The 23432-nt window shown below is 71.6% G+C and carries 19 protein-coding genes; 7 read left to right on the top strand and 12 right to left on the bottom strand.

Annotated features, from left to right (window positions below; all coding sequences use genetic code 11):
- Positions 1-101: 101 nt before the first annotated feature.
- Complete coding sequence (locus JOE48_RS25780; protein ID WP_210034015.1) at positions 102-1496, top strand: amidase family protein; 1395 nt, start codon at positions 102-104, stop codon at positions 1494-1496.
- 21 nt (positions 1497-1517) lie between these two features.
- Here JOE48_RS25780 and JOE48_RS25785 read toward each other — a convergent pair whose 3' ends face one another.
- From JOE48_RS25785 to JOE48_RS25800, 4 genes are read right to left on the bottom strand one after another with little or no spacing between them, the layout of a single operon-like run.
- A complete protein-coding gene (locus JOE48_RS25785; RefSeq protein ID WP_210034017.1) occupies positions 1518-2660 on the bottom strand; it encodes a M20/M25/M40 family metallo-hydrolase in 1143 nt (380 codons plus the stop codon).
- A complete protein-coding gene (locus tag JOE48_RS25790) occupies positions 2657-4129 on the bottom strand; it encodes a M81 family metallopeptidase (RefSeq protein WP_210034019.1) in 1473 nt (490 codons plus the stop codon). The genes JOE48_RS25785 and JOE48_RS25790 overlap by 4 nt, the downstream gene beginning before the upstream one ends.
- A gap of 31 nt (positions 4130-4160) precedes the next feature.
- Positions 4161-6761: a penicillin acylase family protein gene (locus JOE48_RS25795; RefSeq protein WP_210034021.1), complete on the bottom strand. Its 2601-nt coding sequence runs from the start codon at positions 6759-6761 to the stop codon at positions 4161-4163.
- On the bottom strand, positions 6758-8302 hold the full coding sequence (locus JOE48_RS25800) for an acetolactate synthase large subunit (RefSeq protein WP_210036055.1): 1545 nt from the start codon (positions 8300-8302) through the stop codon (positions 6758-6760). Before JOE48_RS25800 ends, JOE48_RS25795 begins: the two co-directional genes overlap by 4 nt.
- A gap of 208 nt (positions 8303-8510) precedes the next feature.
- On the opposite strand from JOE48_RS25800, the gene JOE48_RS25805 reads away from it, so the two are divergent.
- From JOE48_RS25805 to JOE48_RS25815, 3 genes are all read left to right on the top strand, one after another.
- Positions 8511-10112 (top strand): ABC transporter substrate-binding protein, encoded by a 1602-nt coding sequence (locus tag JOE48_RS25805; RefSeq protein ID WP_210034024.1) that lies wholly within the window; start codon positions 8511-8513, stop codon positions 10110-10112.
- Positions 10113-10117: 5 nt separating this feature from the next.
- The gene (locus JOE48_RS25810) at positions 10118-11512 is read left to right on the top strand and encodes an amidase (RefSeq protein WP_210034026.1); all 1395 of its coding nucleotides are present in this window, start codon (positions 10118-10120) and stop codon (positions 11510-11512) included.
- A gap of 280 nt (positions 11513-11792) precedes the next feature.
- A complete protein-coding gene (locus JOE48_RS25815; RefSeq protein WP_210034027.1) occupies positions 11793-12182 on the top strand; it encodes a hypothetical protein in 390 nt (129 codons plus the stop codon).
- Positions 12183-12188: 6 nt separating this feature from the next.
- Here JOE48_RS25815 and JOE48_RS25820 read toward each other — a convergent pair whose 3' ends face one another.
- The 4 genes from JOE48_RS25820 to JOE48_RS25835 all read right to left on the bottom strand — a co-directional run bounded on the left by JOE48_RS25820 (position 12189) and on the right by JOE48_RS25835 (position 17239).
- Positions 12189-12551, bottom strand: a complete 363-nt coding sequence (locus JOE48_RS25820; protein ID WP_210034028.1) for an STAS/SEC14 domain-containing protein — start codon at positions 12549-12551, stop codon at positions 12189-12191.
- Positions 12552-12726: 175 nt separating this feature from the next.
- Positions 12727-14931, bottom strand: a complete 2205-nt coding sequence (locus JOE48_RS25825) for a primosomal protein N' (RefSeq protein ID WP_210034029.1) — start codon at positions 14929-14931, stop codon at positions 12727-12729.
- Positions 14932-14996: 65 nt separating this feature from the next.
- Positions 14997-16163, bottom strand: a complete 1167-nt coding sequence (locus JOE48_RS25830; protein WP_210034030.1) for an MFS transporter — start codon at positions 16161-16163, stop codon at positions 14997-14999.
- Positions 16164-16252: 89 nt separating this feature from the next.
- On the bottom strand, positions 16253-17239 hold the full coding sequence (locus JOE48_RS25835; protein WP_210034031.1) for an extensin family protein: 987 nt from the start codon (positions 17237-17239) through the stop codon (positions 16253-16255).
- 111 nt (positions 17240-17350) lie between these two features.
- On the opposite strand from JOE48_RS25835, the gene JOE48_RS25840 reads away from it, so the two are divergent.
- Entirely contained in the window at positions 17351-18583 is a 1233-nt protein-coding gene (locus tag JOE48_RS25840; RefSeq protein WP_210034032.1) for an amidase, read from the top strand.
- 55 nt (positions 18584-18638) lie between these two features.
- Here the strand turns inward: JOE48_RS25840 and JOE48_RS25845 are convergent, their stop codons facing one another.
- On the bottom strand, positions 18639-19784 hold the full coding sequence (locus tag JOE48_RS25845; RefSeq protein ID WP_210036056.1) for an AI-2E family transporter: 1146 nt from the start codon (positions 19782-19784) through the stop codon (positions 18639-18641).
- Between the two features lie 166 nt (positions 19785-19950).
- Here JOE48_RS25845 and JOE48_RS25850 point away from each other — a divergent pair, with 166 nt between their 5' ends.
- Positions 19951-20100 carry a hypothetical protein gene (locus tag JOE48_RS25850; RefSeq protein ID WP_210034034.1) on the top strand — a complete coding sequence of 50 codons (150 nt, stop codon included), beginning with the start codon at positions 19951-19953 and terminating at the stop codon, positions 20098-20100.
- Positions 20101-20106: 6 nt separating this feature from the next.
- On the opposite strand, the gene JOE48_RS25855 is transcribed toward JOE48_RS25850, so the two are convergent.
- Entirely contained in the window at positions 20107-20574 is a 468-nt protein-coding gene (locus JOE48_RS25855; RefSeq protein ID WP_245252962.1) for a molybdenum cofactor biosynthesis protein MoaE, read from the bottom strand.
- Positions 20575-20775: 201 nt separating this feature from the next.
- Between JOE48_RS25855 and JOE48_RS25860 the strand changes: the two genes are divergently transcribed.
- Positions 20776-21795: a gamma carbonic anhydrase family protein gene (locus tag JOE48_RS25860; RefSeq protein ID WP_210036057.1), complete on the top strand. Its 1020-nt coding sequence runs from the start codon at positions 20776-20778 to the stop codon at positions 21793-21795.
- 50 nt (positions 21796-21845) lie between these two features.
- Here the strand turns inward: JOE48_RS25860 and JOE48_RS25865 are convergent, their stop codons facing one another.
- Both JOE48_RS25865 and JOE48_RS25870 read right to left on the bottom strand, forming a co-directional pair.
- Positions 21846-22574 carry an amino acid ABC transporter ATP-binding protein gene (locus JOE48_RS25865; RefSeq protein ID WP_210036058.1) on the bottom strand — a complete coding sequence of 243 codons (729 nt, stop codon included), beginning with the start codon at positions 22572-22574 and terminating at the stop codon, positions 21846-21848.
- Between the two features lie 152 nt (positions 22575-22726).
- Positions 22727-23419, bottom strand: coding sequence for an amino acid ABC transporter permease (locus tag JOE48_RS25870; RefSeq protein ID WP_210034036.1), 693 nt, complete (start codon positions 23417-23419; stop codon positions 22727-22729).
- Positions 23420-23432: the final 13 nt, after the last annotated feature.

Consider the following 23432-nt stretch of genomic DNA (forward strand, 5'->3'; position numbering starts at 1 on the left):
GCGGCCGTCCGCTTGCATATTGAATTAGGTTCTTCGAGCGCCCGAGGCGCCGCGAATCGCAGGATGGATCGGCCCGTCCGGGCCAAGCGAAAGGAAACCCCATGCAGCTCTGGCGTCTGACGGCGACCGATCTCGCGGCCCTGATCCGCGCCGGTCAGGTCTCGGCCCGGGAAGTCGCGCAGGATGCCCTCGCGCGGCTCGACGCGGTCAACGGTCGGATCAACGCCGTGGTCGAGCACCGTCCCGACGACGTGCTGAGGCAAGCGGATGCGGTCGACGCGGCGCGGGCGCGCGGTGAGGAATCAGGACCGCTCGCGGGCGTGCCGGTGACCGTCAAGGTGAATGTCGATCAGCGCGGCTTCGCGACGACGAACGGGCTGCGCCTTCAGCAGGACTTGGTCGCCACGGACGACAACCCAGTGGTGGCCAATCTCCGGCGTTCCGGCGCGGTGCTGCTCGGGCGGACCAACACGCCGGCCTTCTCGTTGCGCTGGTTCACCACCAACCAATTGCACGGCGAGACCCGGAACCCGCGCGACCCGGCGCTGACGCCCGGGGGCTCATCGGGCGGGGCGGGGGCCGCGGTCGCGGCCGGTATTGGTGCGATCGCCCACGGCACCGACATCGCCGGCTCGGTGCGCTATCCTGCCTATGCCTGCGGGGTCCATGGCCTTCGGCCGAGCCTCGGCCGCATTCCGGCCTGGAACCCGTCCTCGCCCGAGCGCGGGATCGGGCCGCAGCTCATGGCCGTTTCGGGACCGCTCGCCCGCAGCATCGCGGATATCCGCCTCGGCCTGGAGGTCATGGCGGCTCCCGATCCGCGCGACCCCTGGTGGGTGCCCGCGCCCCTCGTGGGTCCGGAATGCCCGCGGCGGGCCACACTCTGCGTCCGGCCGGGCGGTCTCGTCGTCGTCCCAGAGGTCGAGGCAGCGCTGCGGGGCGCCGCGCGTCGCCTCACCGAGGCCGGCTGGACGGTCACGGAGATCGCCGACACGCCGCCGATCCGCGAGGCGAGCGAGGTCCAGCTCCAGCTCTGGCTGGGCGACGGCTACGCGGCCGTCCGCGCCGCCGCGGAGCGCGAGGGCGACCCGGCGGCGATCGGCCTTCTGGAGAGCTTCCGGACGCGGGCGGAGGCGATGACGCCCGACGCGATCGCCCGGTCTCTTACCCGGCGCGCGACCCTCGCCCGGGACTGGTCCCTGTTCCTCGCCGAGAACCCGGTGCTGCTGGTGCCGGTCTCCGGCGAGCTGCCGTTCCCGGATGGGCTCGACCGCACCGGCGATGCCGGCATCGCTCGAGCCTTCGAAGCGAACCTGCTGCAGGTCGGCCTGGCGCCGCTCGGCATCCCGGCGCTCACCGTCACCACGGGGCTCGTCGGGCGCACACCCGTGGGCGTGCAGCTCGTCGCCGCGCGCTACCGGGAGGATTTGTGCCTCGCGGCAGGCGCGGCGATCGAGGCCGGCGGGGTGCCGGACATGCCGGTGGATCCCGCCTGACGGAAGCGGGCCGCAGCGGGCTCAGGCCTGAGCCTCTGCGCCCAGACTCGCCAGCAGCGCCGCGAACAGCCGAGCCCGCTGGGGCAGCGTGTCGATCAGCAGGTGCTCCTCCAGGGTGTGGTAGCCCTGGCCGAGGGGCCCGAGGCCGTCCAGCGTCGGGATGCCGTTGGCGCCGGTGAAGTTGCCGTCGGAGCCGCCGCCGGCGCTGCGGTGGGGGAGGGGGTGACCGAGCCCCTCGCTCAAGGTCCGCGCCCGCTCGTAGAGGGCCATGCCGCCGGCATCCGGTTCCCAGACCGGCCGGGTCACGCCTCGGGCCACGGTGAAGCGGACACCGTCCGCCTCGCCCGATAGGGCCAGCATCCGCGCGACACCGCGGTCGAGGTCGGCCTGGCGCTTGGCCATGCTGAGCGCCTGCCCGCGGCAGACGGTCGGGACGCAATTGACCCACTGCCCGCCGGAGACCACGCCGGTCGAGAACGTGCAGTCGGAATCCGACATGGCGTCGATCGCGAGGATCATGCGGGCCATCGCGCGGATCGCCGAGCGGCCCTCGTGGGGCGAGGATCCGGCGTGGCTCGGCCGGCCGAGCGCCTCCAGATCGAAGCGTGCGATGGCATAGCGGCCGGTGACGACGCCGTTCTCGGGCTGACCTGGCTCCGGCACCAGCACGAAGGCGTGCCGGGCGGCCTCGGCCTCGATCAGGTCGCGGGTCGAGGGGCTGCCGACCTCCTCGTCGCCGGTGAACAGGACGGTCACCGGCAGGGGCGTCGCGACGCCGGAAGCCGCCAGGGCGCGGAGCGCCGCCAGCGCAATCACGTTGCCGCCCTTCATGTCGAGGATGCCCGGCCCGTAGGCACGGTCGCCCTCGATCCGCCAGGGCAGGCTTCCGAGCGTGCCGACCGGATGTACCGTGTCGAGATGGCCGAGCACCAGGATGCCCGGCACGTCCCGCCGGGGGTGCGGGAATCGTGCGCGGACGCAGTCGCTCAGGCCCATCCGGCCCGGGATCGTCTCGACGGTGGCTCCCAAAAGGGCGAGGTCGCGGGCGGCCACGCCCATCATCCGGTTCACCGCCGCCGCATCGTGGGTCGGGCTCTCGCACTCGACCCAGGGGCGCAGGGTCGCAAGAATCTCGCGCGCGTCGAAGTGGAGGTCCGGGATCATCGGGCGGTCTCCTCGGCGAAGGGATCGGCGATCCGCGGCCAGTAGGCGTCCGACCGCTTGGTATAGGGGATGGCCCCGTAATCCGGCGGCACCGCCCCGGGCGCGGCGACGTAGCGGACCTCGCTCGCGACAGGCGCGAAGGCGGCATAGAAATGCTGCATCGACTTCACCACGACGATGCGCTTGTCGTCGAGGCTGAGGCCGAGACCCGTGAAGGCGTCGGGCGCGAAGGCCTGCTGGCGCTTGTGGGTCAACACGACGTGGATCCCGTCCGCCTCCACCCAGGCCGCGGGACCGAGATGGGCCCGGCCGCCGCTCAGCCCGGTCTGGCTGTGATCCTCCGACAGGCCGCGCACGGTGACGCGCAGGTCCACGGGGTCACCCGAGGTCACACCGCACTTGCCGCCGATCCGGAGCGTGAAGGTCGCGCCGAGCCCGGCCTCGTGGCAGATGCCGACCGCGCCGGGATCCCAGATCAAGCCCAGCGCCGCGCCCGTCACGCCCCGCTCGGCGAGGCGCGCGAGGATCGCGGTGTTGTCCGAGGGCGCGCCTGCGCCGGCATTGTCGGCGAAGTCGGCGAGCACCATCGGGCGCGGGTCGTCGGAGGCGAGGGCGAGATCGATCGCCGCGTCGATCGTGTCGCAGCGGCTCGCCGCCTCCTCCCGCATGGCCCAGACCGCAGCGGCGAGGTCGTCGGCCAGCGCCTGCGCCTTGCCGGCATCGCCGTCGGCAACGACGAGCATCCGGGCGCCGACATCGGCCACGTCACCCCACGGGAAGCCGTGCCCGAAGGAGACCGACAGGATCCCGTCGCGCCCCTCGAGCGCTTCCATCCTGCGCACGAAGCCCGCGACCGGCTCGCGGCTGGTGCGCCACATGTTGATGATCCGGCAATCGGCATAGGCCATGACCGGGCGGATGTCCTTCGACACCGTCCGCACCACCAGCGGGTAGAGGTCGCGGGCGCGGTCGACGATGTCGGTGTGGGGGTATTCCTTGTAGATCACGATGATGTCGGCGTCTCGCCGCATCGTCTCGGTGAGATGGCAGTGCAGGTCGAGCTCGACGCCGATCGTGGCCTCCGGCCCCACGATGGCGCGGACCCGCTCCAGCGTGTCGCCCTCGCAATCGTCATAGCCCTCGGCGACCATGGCGCCGTGCATGAACAGCAGCACCGCGTCGACCGGCATCGCGGCCTTCAGATCCTCCAGCAGCGCGTCGCGCAGTTCCTCGTAGACGGCCCGCAGGGTGATCCCGCCGGGCTGCGCGAAGGTCGAGAGGCTCTCGACGACAGCGTGTCCGTCCGCTTCCGCCATCGCGCGCCAAGCCTTGAGTCCGATATTGCTGAGGCTCGGCGGGTTCCGGGTGCCGTCGCGGCGGGCATAATCGGCCCGGAACGCCGATCGGCCCGTGGGCAGAGGCGCGAAGGTGTTGGTCTCGGTGGCGAGGCCCGCGATGAAGATTTTCAAGGGTCTGTCCCCATCCGTATCGGCGGCCCGGTCAGGCGGCGCACGGGCTCAAGGTGATGATCGTCTCGGTCACTGCATCCACGGCCGCGCGGCCGTAGAGCATCGGCACATGGTCCTGGGCGCCCCAGACCGGGGCGAGGTCGGCATAGTGCGGGCTTCGCGGGTCTCCCGACTGGCCCGGCACGTTGATGAAGACCGACCTGTCCCAGTCCCCCACATCCACAACCATGCGGAACGAGGCGCCGTGCGTGAGCCGGAACGTGTCGATCCGGTACTCCGCGTGCATGACCGATGCCGCGGACCCGCCCACGGGCAGCGGCCCGACATCCCAGCGGGATTCCGGAGTCAGGCCGGTCAGGGGATGGGCGAACAGCGCGTGGTGCAGACGGCCCCAGGACCAGCCGACGCGGGGTTCGCGAGACGCGACCGTTTCCGTATCGCTCCCTCCCCCCTCTGCGGGGGAAGGCGGCCCCTGCGTCAGCAGGGGCCGGGAGAGGGGAGCCCGGCTTCCGGGGAGTTCGCGGCCTTCACGAAGGACAGCGCCTTCTTCCGTACCGTCGCTCCCCTCTCCCGACCCCCATTGGGGGCCACCCTCCTCCGCAGAGGGGGGAGGGAGTGGAGCTTCGGCCTCCGGTGCGAGCCTGCCCATGGGGTCCGGCCCCATCCGCTCCAGGCAGTCCCGGAACGCCGCCCCCAGGACCTCCGCCAACAGCGCATCGCGCGCCGCCGGGTCGAGACCGGTCTCCAAGCGCTCGATCAGGCTCTGCGTGTCGCCCGGCGGCAGCAGGCGGCGGGTTCCGGCATCCGGCATCAGCGCGCCGAGCAGCGCCGGGCGCAGGTGATGGACCCACAGGATTTCGATAAGGGCGGCCGCAGGGGAATCATGATGCAGCGCCCCGTCGAACGCGGCCAGCAGGGCCCGGGCGGAGGCGACATCGGGATCCGAGGGCGCCGGCAGCGCGCGGATCAGATCGGCGAGACGCCGGGCCGGCTCGGACACGACGTCGCCCTGGAGCGCCTGCGAGTCGGCGAGGCTGTGCCGGGTCTGCCCGCCGAGCACCGCCCGGATGCGGCGCGCGCGCCAGGGCTCGGCCCACTCGAAGCCGACCTTGCAATCCTCCGCGGGGAAACCCGGCGGCAGGTTCATCTCGTTGGCGGTGGCGAGCCAGCCCGCGTCCGGGTCGACGCTGCGGGGCAGCACGGCCGGATCGTGGAACCCCGCCCAGTCGTAGCGGCCGTCGCCCGGCACCGGCAGCAGACCGTCATGGGCCGGACGGACGGGCGCCTTGCCGGCCATGAACCACGCGATCCGGCCGGTCGCGTCGGCATAGAGCTGGTTGACCGAAGGCGCCGACCAGTGGCGCAGGGCCTCGCCGAAAGCCTCGGGGCTGGTGGCGCCCAGATAGGCGAGGCTGTCGAGATAGGCGGCAGCGCCCGGCTCCGACCAGACGGTCCGCAGCGCGAAGGCGCGGCCGCCGGCCTCGCGGATGATCGGCCCGTGCCGGGTGAAGCCCAGCACCACGGTCTCGTCCGGCCCGCCGCGCACCGGGATGTTTTCCGTGATGCGCACGATCGGCGCCCAGTCGTTATCGGAGCGGTAGCGATCCGGATCGGCCGGGTCGGTCTCGCAGACAAAAAGATCCTCCTGATCCATCGGCGCGATTGTCAGGCTGAAGGCGGCGTGCCCGTTATGGCCGATCGAGATGCCCGGGAGCGCCGGCTCGCCGGCCCCGATCACGTCGAGCCCCGGGGCGGTGAGGTGGACCGCGTAGCGCAGCGACGGCTGCAGGTAGATCCGGTGCGGGTCGCTCGCCAGGATCGGCCGGCCCGTCGCGGTGCGCGACGGGCCGACCACCCAGTTGTTCGAGCCCTCGACCGGCTCCGTCAGCGCCGCCCGCTTGCCCCGCGTGACGGCGCCGTGCGCGTCGACCTTGCTCCACGCCCAGGCTTCGTCGCGGGACGCCGCCGAGCGCTCCGGGGAAAACCCGACCGGCGCGGTGGCGAGGCGGAACGCATCGAGGAGATCGTCAGGCCAGTCCGCCGCGTCGAGTTCGTCCGGGATGACCGGATCGTGCGGCGGGCTGACCCGCTTGCGCAGATCGTCGGCGGCGAGTCCCTCCACGCGGGATGTGGCCCGCGCCAGCACCTTGGCGCGGGCGACCTCCGAGAGGACGTTGCGGACCAGGCCGTGGCTGCGGATGCGCACGACGTCCGCGGGCTGCCAGCGGCTCGGACGGGTGCCGGTCAGGGCGAATTCCGGCGGCAACAGGTCGGGCCGCGCCTCGGTGAGCGCCACGTAGGCGTTGAGCCCGTCCACGAAGGCCGTGACGATGGCCTTCGTGTCCTGCGGCCCGTAGGCGGCCCACTCGGCCGCCATGTCGCCGCGGTAGAGGAACAGCCGGGCGGCGCGGTCCTGTGCAAGGTAGCCAGGCCCGAAATCCGCCGCCAGCAGGCCGAGACCGCGCTTGCGCCAGAGGTCGAGCTGCCAGAGCCGGTCCCGGGCGGCGTTGAACCCCTGCGCCCGAAAGGCGTCGAGCGCGGTACCGGCCCGGATATGCGCGAGCCCCCAGCGATCGACCCGGATCTCCACCGGGCCATCGAGGCCGGGGAGCGGGTAGCGTGTCTCGCTCACAGAGCCACTTCGATGAGGTGCGGACCCGGATTGGCCAGCGCGTGCTGGAACGCCGCGATGAAGTCGGCGAGCGTCTCGACCCGTCGCCCCTCGACCCCGAAGCCCTTGGCGAGGCTCACCCAATCCACCGCCGGCTCGTCGAGGCTCAGCATGCTGAGCGCCTTCGGGCCGGGATTGAGGGCACCGACATTGGCGAGCTCCGCCCGCAGGATCGCGTAGGACCGGTTCGACCACACCAGCGTCACCACGTCGAGGTGCTCGCGGGCCTGGGTCCAGAGCGCCTGCACGGTATAGAGGCCGCTGCCGTCGGCCTGGAGGTTGATCACCTTGCGATCCGGGCAGGCGATGGCCGCGCCGGTCGCCATCGGGATGCCGAGCCCGATCGAGCCACCGCTGAGCTGGAGCCAGGTGTGGGCCGCGGCATCCCGGGTGAGGGCGAAGAAGTTGCGGCCCGTGGTGATCGACTCGTCGCAGATCACCGCGCCCTCCGGGATCAGCGCGCCGAGCACCTGCCCGATCGTGTCCTGGTCGAGGGGACCGGCGGTCGGAAGCTTCGGGCGGGGCGCGACGGCCATCGGCTCGGCGGGCGGGGCCGCGACCGCCTCGGCGAGCCGCTCCAGGGCGTCGATCTGGTCTTCCTCGGGGGTCGCCAGCGTGATCGTCGTGCTGCCCTCCGGCGCCAGCAGGCTCGGCTTGCCCGGATAGGCGAAGAAGCCCACCGGCGGCGTCGCGCCGATCAGGATAATGTGGCGGAAGTCCTTCAGCGCCGCGATGCCCTGGTCGATCGGGTAGGGCAGGCGCTCGATCGGCACGGTGCCGGCGCCGCGGTCGATCCGCGCATTGGAGGTCATCGCCATGATCTGCGCGCCGGTCTTACGGGCGATCCGGTCGGCGATGACGCGACCCTCGTTCCGCACCGCCCGGTCGCCGAGATGCAGGAGCACCGTCTCGCCGCTTTGCAGCGCCTTCACGGCGGCCGTGATCGCGTCGTCGCCGGCCTTCGCCCGCGCCGGGATGTCGGGCACGGGCGCGGGCCCGGTGCCGGGATCCCAGGCGGTGTTGGCCGGCAAGATCAGGGTCGCGACCTGCCCCGGCGCGGTGCGGGCAGCCGCGATGGCGGCGGCGCCGTCCGAGCCGATCTCGCCGGCACTCATTCCGGTCCGCACCCAGGACGACATCGGGTGGGCCAAGCCTTCGATGTCCGAGGTCAGCGGCGCGTTGTACTCCCGGTGATAGGTCGCGTGCTCGCCGACGATGTTGACGACGGGGGTGCGCGCCTTCTTGGCGTTGTGAAGATTGGCCAGCCCGTTGGCGAGGCCGGGCCCGAGATGGAGCAGCGTCGAGGCCGGCTTGTCGGCCATGCGGGCGTAGCCGTCCGCCGCGCCGGTCGCCCCGCCCTCGAACAGGAACAGGACGCAGCGCATCCCCTCGACCCGATCGAGGGCGGCGACGAAGTGCATCTCCGAGGTGCCGGGATTGGTGAAGCAGACCTCGACCCCGCCCTCCACGAGGGTCCGAACGAGACTCTCGGCCCCATTCATGGTGCTCGGCGTTCCATCGCTCACGGGCAGCTCCCTCGTGCGCCGGCCAAACCGGCCGGTGACTCGCATTTTGTATTACCGTGGCGCAGCCGGCGCCACGCGCAAGGGGCGACGTCCGGCATCTTCTGTTCGCCGGACGCAAGGCTTAAGCCTGAGCGTGGCGCGGGATTTGCGGTTGGCGCGCCGCAACTTCGACGAATGGAAACACATGACAATTCGCCGCCTGATTGCTGCCGCCCTAGCCGGTTCCGTCGCTCTGACCGCGCCGGCCAGCGCCGAGAGCGTTCTGCGCATCGCCATGACGGCGTCCGACATCCCCACGACGACCGGCATGCCCAACAACGGCTTCGAGGGCATGCGCTTCCTCGGCTACCCGATCTTCGAGGGGCTGGTGCAGTGGGACCTGACGAGCACCACCAAGCTTGCCGGCATCGTCCCGGCGCTCGCCGAACGCTGGGAGCAGGATTCCACCGACAAGACGGTGTGGACCTTCCACCTGCGCCAGGGGGTCAAGTTCCATGACGGCACGCCGTTCAACGCCGATGCGGTGATCTGGAACCTCGACCGCTACTTCAAGAACGACAGCCCGCAATTCGAGGCGCAGGGCGCCGGCATCTCCCGCGCCCGGGCGCCGCTGGTCGGATCGTACAAGAAGATCGACGACGCGACGGTCCAGATCACCACCACGCAGGTGGCGTCGTACTTCCCCTACATGGTCGTCTACCTGCTGTTCACCTCGCCAGCCTCGTTCGAGAAGGCCGGCCGCGACTGGAGCAAGGTGGCCGCGCTGCCGGCGGCCGGCACGGGCCCGTTCAAGATCACCCGCGTCGCTCCGCGGGAGGCGGTCGATCTCGCCAGGAACGACGGCTACTGGGACCCGAACCGGATGGCCAAGGTCGACAAGGTCCGGCTGATGCCGATCCCGGAAGCCAACGCCCGGGTGGCGGCGCTGCGGGCCGGTCAGGTCGACTGGATCGAGGTCCCGGCGCCCGACGCGATCCCGTCGCTGAAGCAGGCGGGCTTCACCATCACCACGGGCTCCTACCCGCATGTCTGGCCGTATTTCTTCAACATCGGCGCCAAGGACAGCCCGCTGAAGGACGTGCGCGTCCGGCAGGGCCTGAACTACTGCATCGACCGAGCCGGCATCGTCGAACTGCTCAACGGAACGGCCGAGCCGGCCTCGGGCTGGCTCAACGACAAGGACCCGAATTTCGGCAGCCCGAAAAATCACTACACGTTCGACGCCGCCAAGGGGAAGGCGCTGCTGGCCGAGGCCGGCTACACCGACAAGAAGCCGCTCAGCCTCAAGGTGATGATCTCCTCGTCCGGCTCGGGCCAGATGCTGCCGATGCCGATGAACGAGTACCTTCAGGAGAACCTGAAGCAGGCCTGCAACGTCGATGTCAGCTTCAACGTGGTCGAGTGGCAGGTGCTGCTGAACGGCGGCCGGGCGCTGCCCGACGCGCCGAGCCTCCAGGGCGCGATGGCGCTGAACGTGTCCTCGCCCTCGTCGGACGCGGCCGTCATGGCGCGCTACTTCGCGGGCGACCGGTTTCCGCCGAACGGCTTCAACTTCCCGACCTGGAAGGACGACCAGTTCGACGCTGCCCTCAAGGCGCTGGCCGAGACCACCGACGCCAAGGTGATCGACGCGCAGACCAAGATCGCCCACGAGCGCCTCGTGGACAATCCGCCGTGGCTGTTCGTCGTCCACGACCTCAATCCCCGCGGGATGTCGAAGAAGATCCACGGCTTCGTCTCGCCGCAATCCTGGTTTGTCGACCTCACCCTCGTCAGCGTGCAGTAAGTCCGATGCCCGATATCGATCCCATCCACGCCTCCGCGGCCGAGCTTGGCCAGGCGATCCGGTCGCGCAGTCTCTCGCCCGTCGACGCGGTCGACGCATTGCTCGGGCGAGTGGACCAGCTGGAGCCCAAGCTCCGGGCCTTCACGGAGGTCTTCGACTCCGACGCGCGCCTCGCCGCCGAGGGCGCCGACCGGGCGATCCGGTCGGGCCACGCGGTGGGACCGCTCCACGGCGTCCCGGTGGTGCTGAAGGACCTGATCGACCTGGAAGGCCGGATCACCATGGGCGGCTCGGCGGCCCATCGGGCGCGCCGGGCCGAGCGCACGGCCACGATCGCCCGGCGCCTCATCGGCCAGGGCATGATCGTGCTCGGCAAGACGCACACGGTGGAGTTCGCCTACGGCGGCTGGGGCACGAACCAGCATCTCGGAACGCCCTGGAACCCCTGGGATTTCGAGACCCCGCGCACGCCCGGCGGGTCGAGCAGCGGCACCGGCGTCGCGGTCGCGGCCCGGATGGCGCCCTGGGGCATCGGCACCGATACCGGCGGCTCGGTGCGCCTGCCTTCCGCCTTTTGCGGGCTGACGGGACTCAAAGTAACGGTCGGGCGCGTCTCGACCTGGGGGATCGTGCCGCTCTCGACCACCCTGGATTCGCCCGGCCCCCTCGCCCGCACCGTGGAGGATGCAGCGCTCCTCTATGAGGCGATCTCCGGACCCGATCCCCTCGATCCGACCACCCGCGGCATCCAGCCGGACGCGCCCTGGGCGACGCTCAACCGCGGCGTGCGCGGCCTGCGGCTCGGGCGCATGCCCGCGACCGAGCGGGAGGGCGTCGCCGCCGACATGCTGGCCGCCTACGACGCGGCTCTGGATATCCTGGCCGCACAGGGGGCCGAGATCGTCGATGTCGCGCTGCCGTTCCGGTTCAGCGACTGCGTGGCGATGAGCGGCATCACCAATGCCGAGGCCTATTTGGTGAACGGCGCGCTGGCCGAGGATCCGGCCGCGCAGCTCGGCGACGCCGTGCGGGCGCGGATCCTGGCCGGCGCCAAGGTCTCGGCGCAGGAATATCTCGGCACGCTGCATCGCCGCGCCGCGATGAAGCTGCAATATGCGGCGGCCTTGGACGGGATCGACGCCCTCCTGACGCCGACGACAGAATGCGCGGCCGTCGCTCTGTCCGAGGTGGACGAGGCGCATCTGCCGTCCCGCTTCACCCGGTTCGGCAACCTGCTCGATCTCTGCGCCCTGGCTCTGCCGGACGGCTTCACCGCCTCCGGCCTGCCGCTCTCGCTCCAGATCGTCTGCCGGGGCTACGACGAGGCCATGGCCCTGCGGGTCGGGCAGGCCTACCAGCGCGCGACCGACTGGCACCTGCGCCGGCCGCCAACGGACTAGGCCGAGCGCGCCTCAAACACCGGATCTCGCAACCGCACCCGAGATGTGGAGCGGGTGCGCAGTGGAAGAACGTCCGGCTTCCGAGATCAAGACACAGCATCGGCCGGCGCGAGCTTGACTATTCATCGCATCCTTGCGCCGGCCGCCGCCAATCTTCATCGATCTGCTCACGGTCATACTCTCGCCGTTTCTTTCGTTCACGCTCGGGTCATACTCCATCAACGAGACTGATCAGGCGCGCTGCACGAGGCGGCGCGCGCAACACCGAGAGTTTCCCCGTATGATCAAGCTGACCGCGGTCGCGGCCCTCGCCGCCGGCCTGACCCTTCCGACATGCACGCCCGCCAGCGCGGGGCCGGGCACGCATAATGGGCGCTGGTCGGTGGAGCTGGTGACGGAGAGCGGCCTGTGCAGCGCCCGCTACACCTACGCGCTCGCCATTCGCGAGGGGCAGATGCAGCTCGTATCCGGCGGCGCGGGCGCCCGGGTGAACGGGCATGTCGGCGCCGACGGCAGCGTCGGACTCACCGTCAGCAACGGGACGGCGAGCGGCACCGGGACCGGGCGGCTCCAGGCCGGCAGCGGCGCTGGCACCTGGAAGGTCTCGTCCCTCTGCTCCGGCCACTGGACCGCGCGGCGCAGCGACACCCGCACCGCGCAGGCCGATTGACCGCGTTCAGGCCGCCGCGGCGAGCCAGGTGCGCGCCTCATCGAGGCGAGCGCGCTCGAACACCTTGATCTGGGTCGGCGAGACGAAGTTGAATGTCTCGGCGAGCGCCTTCAGCCACGGTGCGTCCGTCACCAGGGCAACGTGGCTGACGCTCTTCATCATCGAGAAGCCGAAGCGCGGGTCCTTGAAGAAGGCCGCCGGCTCCATGCCCTCGAAGGCGCGGATATCCTCCAGCAGCTTGATCTTGCCGCCCTTGTCGAGGTCGGCCTTCATCGCGGTCATCGCCGCGTTCATCTCCTCGTCGGTGATCTTCCCGTCGACCACGATTTCGGCGACATTGGAATCCGGCGTCTTGGTGTAGGTCAGCACTGATCGCTCCTCCGGGAACCGCCCGCGTCCCGTCGCCGGTCTCCGGCCAGGGTCCGCCGCCCGTGGCAAGAGCCATACCCGATCGCGCCGCGAACGGACACGGCTCTGCCCCCCTGCTCTGGTGCTTCCCGCGGACGATCCGGATTCGGCTTCGCCGGGAAGCCCGCGAAGTCTCCTACAAAAAGCTCTGCGGGTCGACATCGATGGCGACCCGGACGTTGCCGCGCACCTTGGGGCCGCGGGCGATCCAGGCGCGCAGGTAGCCTTGCAGGTCGACGTTGCGCTCGGTCTTCACCAGCAGCCGGAACCGGTATCGCCCGCGCACCAGGGCCAGCGGCGCCTCGGCGGGCCCCAGGACCATCACGCCCTCGGGCGGCTCGGCGGCGCGGGCCAGCGCCTGCCCGTGCGCCTCCGCCACCGCGCGCTCGCTGGCCGAGACGATCAGCGCCGCGAGCCGCCCGAACGGCGGCAGGCCGGCCGCCTCGCGGGCCTCGATCTCCTCGGCGTAGAAGCGCTCGGCGTCGCCCGACAGGAGGGCCGCGATCACCGGATGGTCCGGCTGGTAGGTCTGGACGAGGGCCCGGCCGGGCTTCTCGCCGCGACCGGCGCGTCCGGTCACCTGCTGGAGCAGCTGGAAGGTCCGCTCCGCCGCCCGCGGATCGCCCGAGGTCAGGCCGATATCGGCGTCGAGCACGCCGACGAGGGTCAGGAACGGGAAATTGTGGCCCTTCGCCACGAGCTGCGTGCCGATCACCACGTCGCATTCCCCGGCCGCCACCGCGTCGAGTTCCTGACGCAGGCGCTCGGCGCCGCCGGGGAAATCGCTCGACAGCACGACGATGCGCCGTTCGGGGAACAGGGCGGCGGCCTCCTCGGCGATCCGCTCGACGCCGGGGCCGCAGGCGGTGAGATTGTCGAAGGTGCCGCACTCGGTGCAGGCCTCGGGCCGGCGCTCGGTATAACCGCACTGGTGGCAGACGAGGGCCCGGCGGAACCGGTGCTCCACCAGCCAGGTCGAGCAGTTCTTGCACTGGTAGCGGTGCCCGCAGGCCCGGCACAGGGTCAGCGGCGCGTAGCCCCGCCGGTTGAGGAACAGCAGCGCCTGCTCGCCGCGCTCCAGGGTGTGCTTCACGGCGCTGACCAGAGGCGGGCTCAGGAAGCGACCGCGCTCGGGCTGATCGAGGCGCATGTCGATGGCGGCGATGTCGGGCAGGCTCCGTCCGCCGAAGCGCTCCGGCAGCCGCACGTGCCGGTAGCGCCCCCGGGCGGCGTTGACCCGCGTCTCGATGGCGGGCGTCGCCGAGGTCAGCACCACCGGGCAGCCCTCCAGCCGCCCGCGCACGACCGCCATGTCGCGGGCGTGATAGTGGACGCCGTCCTCCTGCTTGTAGGCGGTCTCGTGCTCCTCATCGACCACGATCAGGCCGAGGCGGGCGAAGGGCAGGAACAGGGCCGAGCGCGCACCCACCACCACGAGCGCGTCGCCCTCGGCCACCGCGGCCCGCAGGCGTTCGCGCCGCTTGCCGCCGATCCCGGAATGCCACGCCGCCGGCCGCACCCCGAACCGGGCCGCGAACCGGTCGAGGAACTGTGCCGTCAGGGCGATCTCCGGCATCAGGATCAGCGCCTGCCGGCCCGCCCGGATGCAGCCGGCGACCGCCTCGAAATAGACCTCGGTCTTGCCCGAGCCGGTGACGCCTTCCAACAGGACCGGCCGAAGGTCGGTCTCCGCAGGCTCGGCCCGAACTTCGGTCGCTGACGGCCGCCAGGGGAACGGTTCGACCAGGGCAGCCACGGCCTCGGCCTGGGCGGGGGAGAGCGGCGTCCGCGGGAAGTCGGGGTCGGGCGGCGGCGCGACCGGCTCGGGCTCCACCGCCACGGTCTCTAGGGCGCCGTCATCGATGAGCCCGTCGACCACCGAGAGCGAGACGCCGGCCTCCTTGGCCAGCGCACTCTTGCCGCGCAGGCTGCCATCCACGGCGACGGCCAGCACCTTGGTCCGAGCGGGCGTGGGTCGGCTCGGCGGCTTGTCGGTGATGCGCACTGCGACCCGGACGGTCTCGGCGGCGGCCGCCTCGTCGGGCAGGCGCAGCACCATGGCAAGCGCCGAGCCCTTCGGGGCCAGCGTGTAGCGGGCGATCCAGTCGACGAGGCTGCGCAGCGGCTCCGAGAGCGGCGGGTAAGGCAGGCGGCCGGTCACCGGACGCAGGTTCGAGCCGCCGGCGGTGCCGGCCAGACCCCAGACGACCCCGACGATCTCGCGCGGGCCCAGCGGTACCTGCACCACGTCGCCGGAAGCAAGCTCAAGCCCGGCCGGGACCACGTAGCTGTAGGGCGTATCGAGGGCCAGCGGGATCAGGATCTCGGCGACGATGGGCATGCAGGGCTTTTCGGGCGGCTCCGTTCCGGGTCCGTACCACAGGCCCGGGAAAAGAACCCACCGCCTCAGCGACGCCGCAACCCGGGGACCAGCGGCAGAGCTGCGAGGCTCAGGGCGGCCATCGCCCAGAAGGCCCGGGCACCGAAGGATCCGTAGAGCGCCCCCGAGGCGAGGGTCGCCAGCACGCCCGACAGGCCGAGGCCGAGCGTCCCGTAGAGGGCGAGCGCGGTCGCACGCAGGTGGGACGGCGTCGATTCCTCGATCAGGCCGAGGCAGGCGAGGTGCAGCAGCGCGAAGCTGAACCCGTGCAGTGCCTCCGCGGCGGCCAGCCACGGCACGTCGGTGGTCGAGCCCAGCACCGCCCAGCGCAGCGCGCCGGCGCAGGCCGCCACCGCGACACCGGCCGGAAGCCCGATCCGCGCCAGCAGGAGCGGCCCGACCAGCAGGAAGACCAGCACCTCGGCCCCGACAGACACCGACCAGAGCAGGCCGGCGGTGCCGGCCCCGATCCCGGACGCGCGCCACAAGATCATGGCGAAGCCGTCATGCAGGGCATGTGCGCCGATCACCAGGGCGGCCGCCAGCACGGTCCGGCGGAATCGCGGGCGCTGGGCCAAATCGGCGAAGCCGCGCAGGGGCGGCCGCGTCTCGGCCGGCCCGGCCGATGCCGCGGGCAGGGCCAGCGCCGCCGTGGCGGCGGCCAGGAACAGGATTCCGCTCGCCGCCAGGGCGGCAGCGAGATCCACGCTCCCGATCAGCCAGCCCGCGGCGCCGGTCCCGACGATGAAGGCGGCCGAGCCGGCGGCACGGACCCAGCCGTACTGGAACGCGGCCCCGCCCCGCGCGGCGGCGAGCGCGAGCGCGTCGGCGAGTGGCGCCGGGGCGGCCGTGCCCGCCGCGTAGAGGAGGGCCGGGCCGATCAGCTGGGCGAAGCCGATGCCCGGGAGATGGGCCAGGGTGGCCAGTCCCGCCAGCGCGAGGCTCGCCGCCAGGATCGGGCGGCCCGAGCCGCGCCGGTCCGCGACGGAGCCGGCCAGGGGGCCGATCACGAGGCGGATCGCGCCCGCGGCGGCGAGCAGGACGCCGATCGCGCCAGGATCCAGGCCGCGCGCTGCCAGGAACGCCGGAAGGATCGGTGACAGGCCGCCATAGGCCCCGTAAAGCGCCGCATACAGGAGCAGGAAGCGGGCAAGTCCGCCGCGCCGTCCCGCGCTGTTCACCGCCGCCCGCATGCGCGGAGCGTAGCATTGCGGGGCCGGTGAGCGTCAGTGTCCCCGGGCCGGTCCGATCCGCGTTCCCCAGCCGGCGACCGCATCCGGTCTCAGTAGATCGGCCCGGTGCTCGGCGGCGCGCCGAGCTGAAGCGGCTCGTCATACGCCTCCGCGGGTTCCTCGGGGGCGACGGTCGCGACCCGCGGCGCCGGCCGGGCCGGGGGCGCCGAGGTGTAGGCCGAAGCCGCCGGCAGGCGGGCCGGAGCACGGGCAACCTGGGTCGGGCTCGCGGCCTTCGACATCGGCGCGACGCCGTACGGATCGTCCTCCTCGACATCCACCGGCGCCTGCGGGGCGGCCGGCTGGCGCGTCGGCGGGACCGGGCGGGACAGGGGCCGCTCGACGCCGGTGCCGAGCTGCGGCGTGAACTTGATCAGCGGCTGGCAGATCCGCTTCAGCCCGCGCGGGTCGTGCCGGGCGAGGTCCACGTGGATGTGATCGTAGTGGAAGACGTTCGAACCGGGCGCCAGCACCGTGGTGAAGCGCTGGCAGGCGCCCAGGAAGATCTCGCGCAGGAAGCCCTGCTCGGCCTCGGTGCCGCGCCAGCCGCCCTTGACGGTGATCACGTGACCGTCGGCGAGCTTGATCGACATCACGTCGATCGCATTGCCATAGCCGTGTTCGGAGAGCTTGGCGCCGGGCTGGTTGTTGCGGCCGCGACAGGAATAGGAGCCGGCGTTGATCTCGGCGACGGGCACGCCGAAATAGAGGCTGGCGGCCGGCTGGATCGTATCGGCGAGCCACGCCTCGGCCTCGGCCAGCGCCGGGCAGCCGAGCGTCATCCGCTGCTTCAACACCACGGAGCCGCCGGCGAGCCGCGTCACCCGGAAGGGCTGCTGCATGCCGCAGGGTCCCGGGCCGTCCATCGCCGCGATGGGCGTGATGAATTCCGACGGCTCGACGAGCTTCTTGGCCAGGCAGACCTGCTCCGCCTGATCGCGCCACGGGTCGCGTCGCTCGAAATGGTTGACCGAGCACGCGGTGAGGCCCGCGCCGAACAGCGCCAGGGCCGAGAACAGGGATACGCCACGCCACATGACACGGACGATGCGCACTTTCGCGTAAAGCGTTCGTCAACGGCGTTTTCGGAATGGCGCGGCCTGTGGCGCCTCGGTTGACAGCGCCGCAGACCGCGGACTGAATGCATTATGCTTTCACTCCTCGACCTCCGCGCCCGCATCGCCGCCGGCACCCTGACGCCCGCGGGCGCCATCGACCTCTGTCGCGCCGCGATCGCCGCGCGGGAGCCGGCATTGCGCGCGCTGGTCACCCTCGACCCGGCACCTACGATCCCGGAGGCCGGGCCGCTTGCCGGCATCGCGGTCGGCGTGAAGGACATCATCGACAGCGCCGGCCTGCCGAGCCAGATGGGCTCGTCGATCTACGCGGGCTGGCACCCGCGCGGCGACGCCGCCGTGGTCAGCCGGCTGAAGCGGCTCGGTGCTGTGGCGCTCGCCAAGACCACCACCACGGCCTTCGCCAGCAGCGACCCGACCGAGACGGTCAATCCGCACGATCCCGGCCACACGCCGGGCGGCTCCTCGGCGGGTTCGGCTGCCGCCGTCGGCGCCGGGATGCTGCCCCTGGCCCTGGGCACGCAGACGGCGGGATCGGTGATCCGCCCGGCGAGCTATTGCGGCTGCGCGGCGGTGAAGCCGTCATTCCGGCTGATCCCGACTGTCGGGGTGAAGACCTATTCCTGGGCGCTCGACACGGTCGGCCTGTTCGCCGCCGGGGTCGCGGACGTTGCCCACGCCCTGGCTCTGGTGACCGGCCGGCCGGAGATCGACGGCGCCGAGGCCGGCTCGGCACCCCGCATCGGCTTCGTGCGCCAGGACTTCGCCGAGGCCCCGGAGCCCGAGGCCGAGGCCGCGCTGGCTCGCGCCCGGCAGGCGGCCGAGCGGGCGGGCGCACGGGTCACCGACCTCGCGCTGCCGGCGGAGCTGGCGCAGGCCTGGGAGCGCCACCGGATCATCCAGAACTACGAAGGAAGGCTGGCGCTCGGCTGGGAGTTCGACACCCAGGCCGACGCGCTGCCGCCGCGGGTCCGGGAGCATCTCGACGCGGGCGACGCGTTCAGCCCCGCCGAGTACGACGATGCCCGCCGCCACGCCCATCGCGCCCGGCGGGTACTCAAGGACCTGTTCGCGGGTTACGACGCGATCCTGACCTTTTCGGCCCCCGGCCAGGCGCCCGCGACGCTCGCCTCGACGGGCGATCCCCGCTTCAACCAGCTCTGGACGCTGATGGGCGTGCCGTGCGTGAACGTGCCGGTGCCGGGCCATCGGCTGCCGGTGGGCGTGCAGGTGATCGGCCGGTTCGGCGACGACGGCCGGGCCCTGGCGGTCGCCCGGCTGATCGAGGACGCCCTGCGCGGCTGACCGGTCGTCTGCTTCATTCCGGGGCCGCAGGGAGCGGAGCCCGGAATGACGGTGCTCAGTTGCTCGGCTGTTCGTGGAGGGTGTCCTCCACGTAGAGCTGCTCCAGCAGGACCTTGATCACCGCCATCAGCGGCAGGGCGAGGGCGATGCCCCACAGCCCGAAGATCACGCCCAGGATCAGCTGCCCGGCAAAGATTGTGGCCGGCGGGATGTCGAGCGCCCGCTTCTGGATGAACGGCGTCAGGCCGTAGCTCTCCAGGCACTGCACTGCGAGATACACGCCCACGGCGCCGATCACCGCCTTGGTGCCCGACGCAAGGGCGGCGAGCACGATCACGATGCCGGCCACCAGCGGCCCGACCGTGGGCACGAAGGCGAGCAGCCCCGCCTGCAGCCCCAGGATCAGAGCCCCGCCGATCCCCAGGAAGGCCAGCCCCGCCCAGGTGCACACGAAGATGACCGCCATGATGATGATCTGGCCGAACAGCCAGTGCCGCAGGGTCTCGCCGGCCCCATCGAAGACCTGGGTCGCCCGCCAGCGTCCCTGCGGCGGCACGAACCGGACCGCGCCGTCGCGGTAGGCCTTCGGGTCGGCCGCGAAGGCGAGCCCGAGGAAGGCGATCACCAGGACGTTGCCCAAAGCGTCGAACAGCCCGAGGATCACCGCGGCCGCCGGGCCCAGGACGCTGCCCGCGTCGGAGACGATGGAACTGCCGCCCTTGAGCAAGCCGTTGGCGAGGCCGCCGAGGCCCCCCTCGCGCTGGCCGCCTTCGGCCGAGCCGTCCTTGCCGCCGCCCTGCTGCGACAGGTTCGGGACGTCGATGCCGCGCTCGGCGAGCCAGCCGGTCACCGTGCCGGCCTGATCCTTGATCGTGGTGCCGAGGTCGCGCCCCTGCTGCACGATCGTGGCGCCGCCGTAGCTGCCGAACCCGATCACCGCGACCGCGACAGCCAGGCTGGCGATCGTCAGCCGCACGGCCCTGGGCAGGGGCAGGACATGGCCGAGCCCGCGCGTCAGGCCGTCGAGGAAGACCGCGAGGAGCACGCCGGCGAAGATCAGCAGGAGCGTGCCCACCGACATCCAGGCGAGCGCCAGCGCCGCCACGAAGCAGACCACCGCGATGCCCGACACGGCGAGCGGCGCCGCGCCGCGCCAGGACCCGACCGGGCCTTCGAGATCCTGAATCTTTCCGTCTGACATCATCGCTCCTGCACCGCGGGCTCACGAACGCCGGGGACCCGCCCGGGTCAAGTGCGGTCGGCGCCCGGCCTGTGCGCAGCGGCGGCGGGACCGGACGGCCCGTCGCGCGTTGTCCGCCCGCGTGACGGCCGGCCCGCTGGGGGTCGGCCCTCCAGGAGAGCCCGACATGAGCAGCCCGTACGGCGAGACCCCGATCCGATCCCTCGGCCCCGGCCGGACGGTCGACAACGGCGATCAGCTGAGCAGCGTGATCATCCTGGGTATCGCGGTCGCCGGCGCGGCCGTGGCCGTGCTGCTGAACGCCCTGATCGTGTAGGCCGCCTCAGCCCCAGCGTCCGGCAGCAGCATCGTCCTGGGCGGTCGCCGCGACCCAGCCGCCGGTGGTGCCGTCGGCCAAGTGCTCGCGCTTCCAGAACGGGGCGCGGGTCTTGAGGTAATCCATCAGGAAGTCCGCCGCCTCGAAGGCGGCGACCCGGTGGCTCGAGGCGGTGACCACGAGCACGATCCCGTCCCCCGGGCGCACCCGCCCGTGCCGGTGGATCACCCGCAGCGCCTGGAGCGGCCAGCGCGCCACGGCCTCCTCGGCGACCCGAAGGATCTCCGCCTCGGCCATTCCGGGATAATGCTCCAGCTCGAGCGCCGTCAGGCGCCCGTCCTCGTCCCGGCACAGACCCGTGAAGGTCACGACGGCGCCGGCGCGGCCGCCGAGTTCGGCACCGATCCGGGCGATCTCGGCCGCGGTGTCGAAGGGCTCGGCCTGGATGTCGATGCTCGGAACGGTCGCGCTCATGCTGCGATCCATAGGTTTTCGCGGCGTTGCGGGCCAGCCCCGCGCCTGTCCTGCCCGGCCGCGCCCCTATATGACACGGTCTGCCGCGTCCTGCCGCCCCGCAGGATGCCGTCCCATGCGGTCGTCGCGTTTCGGGCACGTCGTGCGCGGTTGTCCGGATCACCGCGCGTGATCCGGCCGGCGGTGGAGGAGGAAATCCGTGTGACCCCCGACCTGATCCTGCCCTACGATGGCGTCCAGCCCGATTTCGCCAGCCGTCCCGTCTGGTGCGGCCGCGGCAGCACGGTGATCGGCGCGGCCCGGATCGGCGCGCAGGCCTGGATCGGCGACGAGGCGGTGATCCGGGCCGACGGGCAGAGCGTCGTCCTGGGGGACCGCTTCTGGCTCGGCCACCGCTCGACCGTCCACATCGCCACCTTCGCGCAGGGGACGCAGGTCGGCGACCGGGTGACGGTCGGGCGCAACAGCGTCGTGCATGCCTGCACGGTCGGCTCCGACGTGGTGATCGAGGACGACGTGGTGATCCTCGACGGCGCGATCATCGGCGACGGGACGGTGATCGAGGCGGGATCGACCGTCTTCCCGCGGGCGAACCTGGCCGGCGGCTACGCCTATGCCGGCAGCCCCGCGCGACAGAGCCGGCCGGTGGGGCCGGACGAGGTCGCCGAGCGCGCCGAGCGGCTGCGCGAGCGGATGGGCGACGGTCCCGCGCTCCCGGCCGGAGAGGCGCCGGAGATCGAGGCCAGCGTGTTCGTGGCGCGCACCGCCCATCTGCGCGGGCGCGTCAGCCTGGGGGCGGGTACGAGCGTGCTGTTCTGCTGCGACCTCAATGCCGAGGTCGGCCCGATCGTGGTCGGCGCCGACACCAACATCCAGGATAATACGGTGATCCGCACCCGGGGCGAGGGCGTCGTGATCGGGCGGGACACCACGATCGCCCACAATGTCCGCATGGCCGATTGCCGGATCGGAGCGCGCTCCCTGATCGGCATCGGCGCCAGCATCACGTCCGGCACCCTGATCGCCGACGACGTCATGCTGGCGGCCGGCGCCACCACCGATCCCGGCCAGATTCTGGAGGCCGGTTATCTCTGGGGCGGCCGGCCCGCACGGATCCTAGCGCCGCTCGATGCCGAGAAGCGCGCGATGATGATCCGCATCGTCGAGGGCTACTGCCAGCACGGCCGGGAATACCGGGCCGCGCAGGAGGCGCTGGCCTAGCGTCCGACCGTCATCGGCCCTTTTGCCCGCGCGCGAATTTGCCCGCGCCCTCAGTGCTGCAGGATCTTCGACAGGAAGGTCTGGGCGCGCTCGGAGCGGGGGCTGCCGAAGAACTCCTCCTTCCGGGCGTCCTCCACGATCTCGCCGCGATCCATGAAGATCACCCGATCGGCGACCTTGCGGGCGAAGCCCATCTCGTGAGTCACGACCATCATGGTCATGCCCTCCTTGGCGAGTTCCACCATCACGTCGAGCACCTCGCCGACCATCTCGGGGTCGAGCGCCGAGGTCGGCTCGTCGAACAGCATCACCACCGGGTTCATGGCGAGCGCCCGGGCGATCGCCACGCGCTGCTGCTGGCCGCCCGAGAGCTGGCCCGGGAACTTGTTCGCGTGGGCGCCGAGGCCGACGCGGGCGAGCAGGTCCAGACCACGCTTCTTCGCGTCCTCGCCGCTACGGCCCAGCACCTTCCGCTGGGCGATGGTCAGGTTCTCGGTGATCGACAGGTGCGGAAACAGCTCGAAATGCTGGAACACCATGCCGACCCGGGAGCGCAGTTTCGGCAGGTTGGTCGCCTTGTCGGCGACCTTGGTGCCCGCCACCGTGATCTGGCCCTTCTGGAAGGGCTCCAGCGCATTGACGCATTTGATCAGGGTCGACTTGCCCGAGCCCGACGGGCCGCAGACGACCACGACCTCGCCCTTGGCAACCTTCGTGGTGCAGTTCGTCAGCACCTGGAAGTCACCGTACCATTTGCTGATGTTGTCGATGGCGATCATCGTCTCGCCAGGCGCCACGACGGGCGCGCCGGAGATCAGGCCGCCGGGCTGCAGGCCGGCATCCTTCGGTGCGTGGCTGGCATCGACGAGGGGTTCGGCGGCGGTGGGGGCCGGCATCGGGGACGAGGTCATGACACGGTCTCCAGTGTCGGTCAGCGGATGATGGCCACGCGGCGCTGCAGGCGGCGCACCAGGAACGAGGCCGAGAAGCAGATCGCAAAATAGACCACGGCCGCGAAGATATACATCTCGACGAGACGGCCGTCGCGCTGGGCCACCTTCGAGGCGGCGCCCATGAAGTCCGTGAGCGACAGCACGTAGACCAGGGAGGTGTCCTGGAACAGCACGATCGTCTGGGTCAGCAGCAGCGGCAGCATGTTGCGGAAGGCCTGGGGCAGGACGACGTTGCCCATGGTCTGCCAGTAATTCATTCCCAGCGCCTGCGCGGCGGCGGTCTGGCCCTTGGGGATCGACTGGATGCCAGCCCGCATGATCTCCGAGAAGTAAGCCGCCTCGAAGGCCATGAAGGTGATCAGCGCCGACGGGAACGCACCGACCTGGATCGGGGTCGTGCCCCCGGTCAGGTAGGCGCCGATATACGGCACGAGGAAGTAGAACCAGAAGATGACCAGCACGAGGGGCAGCGAGCGGCACAGCTCGACGTAGCCCTTCGCGAGGTGCCACAGGCCGGGAATGCCCGAGAGCCGCGCCATCGCCAGCAGCGTGCCGATGATCACGCCGCCCACCGCCGCCATGGCGGTGAGCGTCACGGTGAAGACCATGCCCTGACCGAACAGGTAGGGCAGGGACGAGACGATGACGGAGAAATCGAAATTCGAGAGCATCGGGGCCTGTTCG

This window comes from Methylobacterium sp. PvR107, assembly GCF_017833295.1.
Classification (GTDB): Bacteria; Pseudomonadota; Alphaproteobacteria; order Rhizobiales; family Beijerinckiaceae; genus Methylobacterium.

Coding starts and splice junctions, on each gene's coding strand:
- JOE48_RS25780 (WP_210034015.1), top strand. CDS start 102: ATGCAGCTCTGGCGTCTGACGGCGACCGATCTCGCGGCCCTGATCCGC.
- JOE48_RS25785 (WP_210034017.1), bottom strand. CDS start 2,660: ATGATCCCGGACCTCCACTTCGACGCGCGCGAGATTCTTGCGACCCTG.
- JOE48_RS25800 (WP_210036055.1), bottom strand. CDS start 8,302: ATGAATGGGGCCGAGAGTCTCGTTCGGACCCTCGTGGAGGGCGGGGTC.
- JOE48_RS25805 (WP_210034024.1), top strand. CDS start 8,511: ATGACAATTCGCCGCCTGATTGCTGCCGCCCTAGCCGGTTCCGTCGCT.
- JOE48_RS25810 (WP_210034026.1), top strand. CDS start 10,118: ATGCCCGATATCGATCCCATCCACGCCTCCGCGGCCGAGCTTGGCCAG.
- JOE48_RS25815 (WP_210034027.1), top strand. CDS start 11,793: ATGATCAAGCTGACCGCGGTCGCGGCCCTCGCCGCCGGCCTGACCCTT.
- JOE48_RS25825 (WP_210034029.1), bottom strand. CDS start 14,931: ATGCCCATCGTCGCCGAGATCCTGATCCCGCTGGCCCTCGATACGCCC.
- JOE48_RS25830 (WP_210034030.1), bottom strand. CDS start 16,163: ATGCGGGCGGCGGTGAACAGCGCGGGACGGCGCGGCGGACTTGCCCGC.
- JOE48_RS25835 (WP_210034031.1), bottom strand. CDS start 17,239: ATGTGGCGTGGCGTATCCCTGTTCTCGGCCCTGGCGCTGTTCGGCGCG.
- JOE48_RS25840 (WP_210034032.1), top strand. CDS start 17,351: ATGCTTTCACTCCTCGACCTCCGCGCCCGCATCGCCGCCGGCACCCTG.
- JOE48_RS25845 (WP_210036056.1), bottom strand. CDS start 19,784: ATGTCAGACGGAAAGATTCAGGATCTCGAAGGCCCGGTCGGGTCCTGG.
- JOE48_RS25850 (WP_210034034.1), top strand. CDS start 19,951: ATGAGCAGCCCGTACGGCGAGACCCCGATCCGATCCCTCGGCCCCGGC.
- JOE48_RS25855 (WP_245252962.1), bottom strand. CDS start 20,574: ATGAGCGCGACCGTTCCGAGCATCGACATCCAGGCCGAGCCCTTCGAC.
- JOE48_RS25865 (WP_210036058.1), bottom strand. CDS start 22,574: ATGATCGCCATCGACAACATCAGCAAATGGTACGGTGACTTCCAGGTG.
- JOE48_RS25870 (WP_210034036.1), bottom strand. CDS start 23,419: ATGCTCTCGAATTTCGATTTCTCCGTCATCGTCTCGTCCCTGCCCTAC.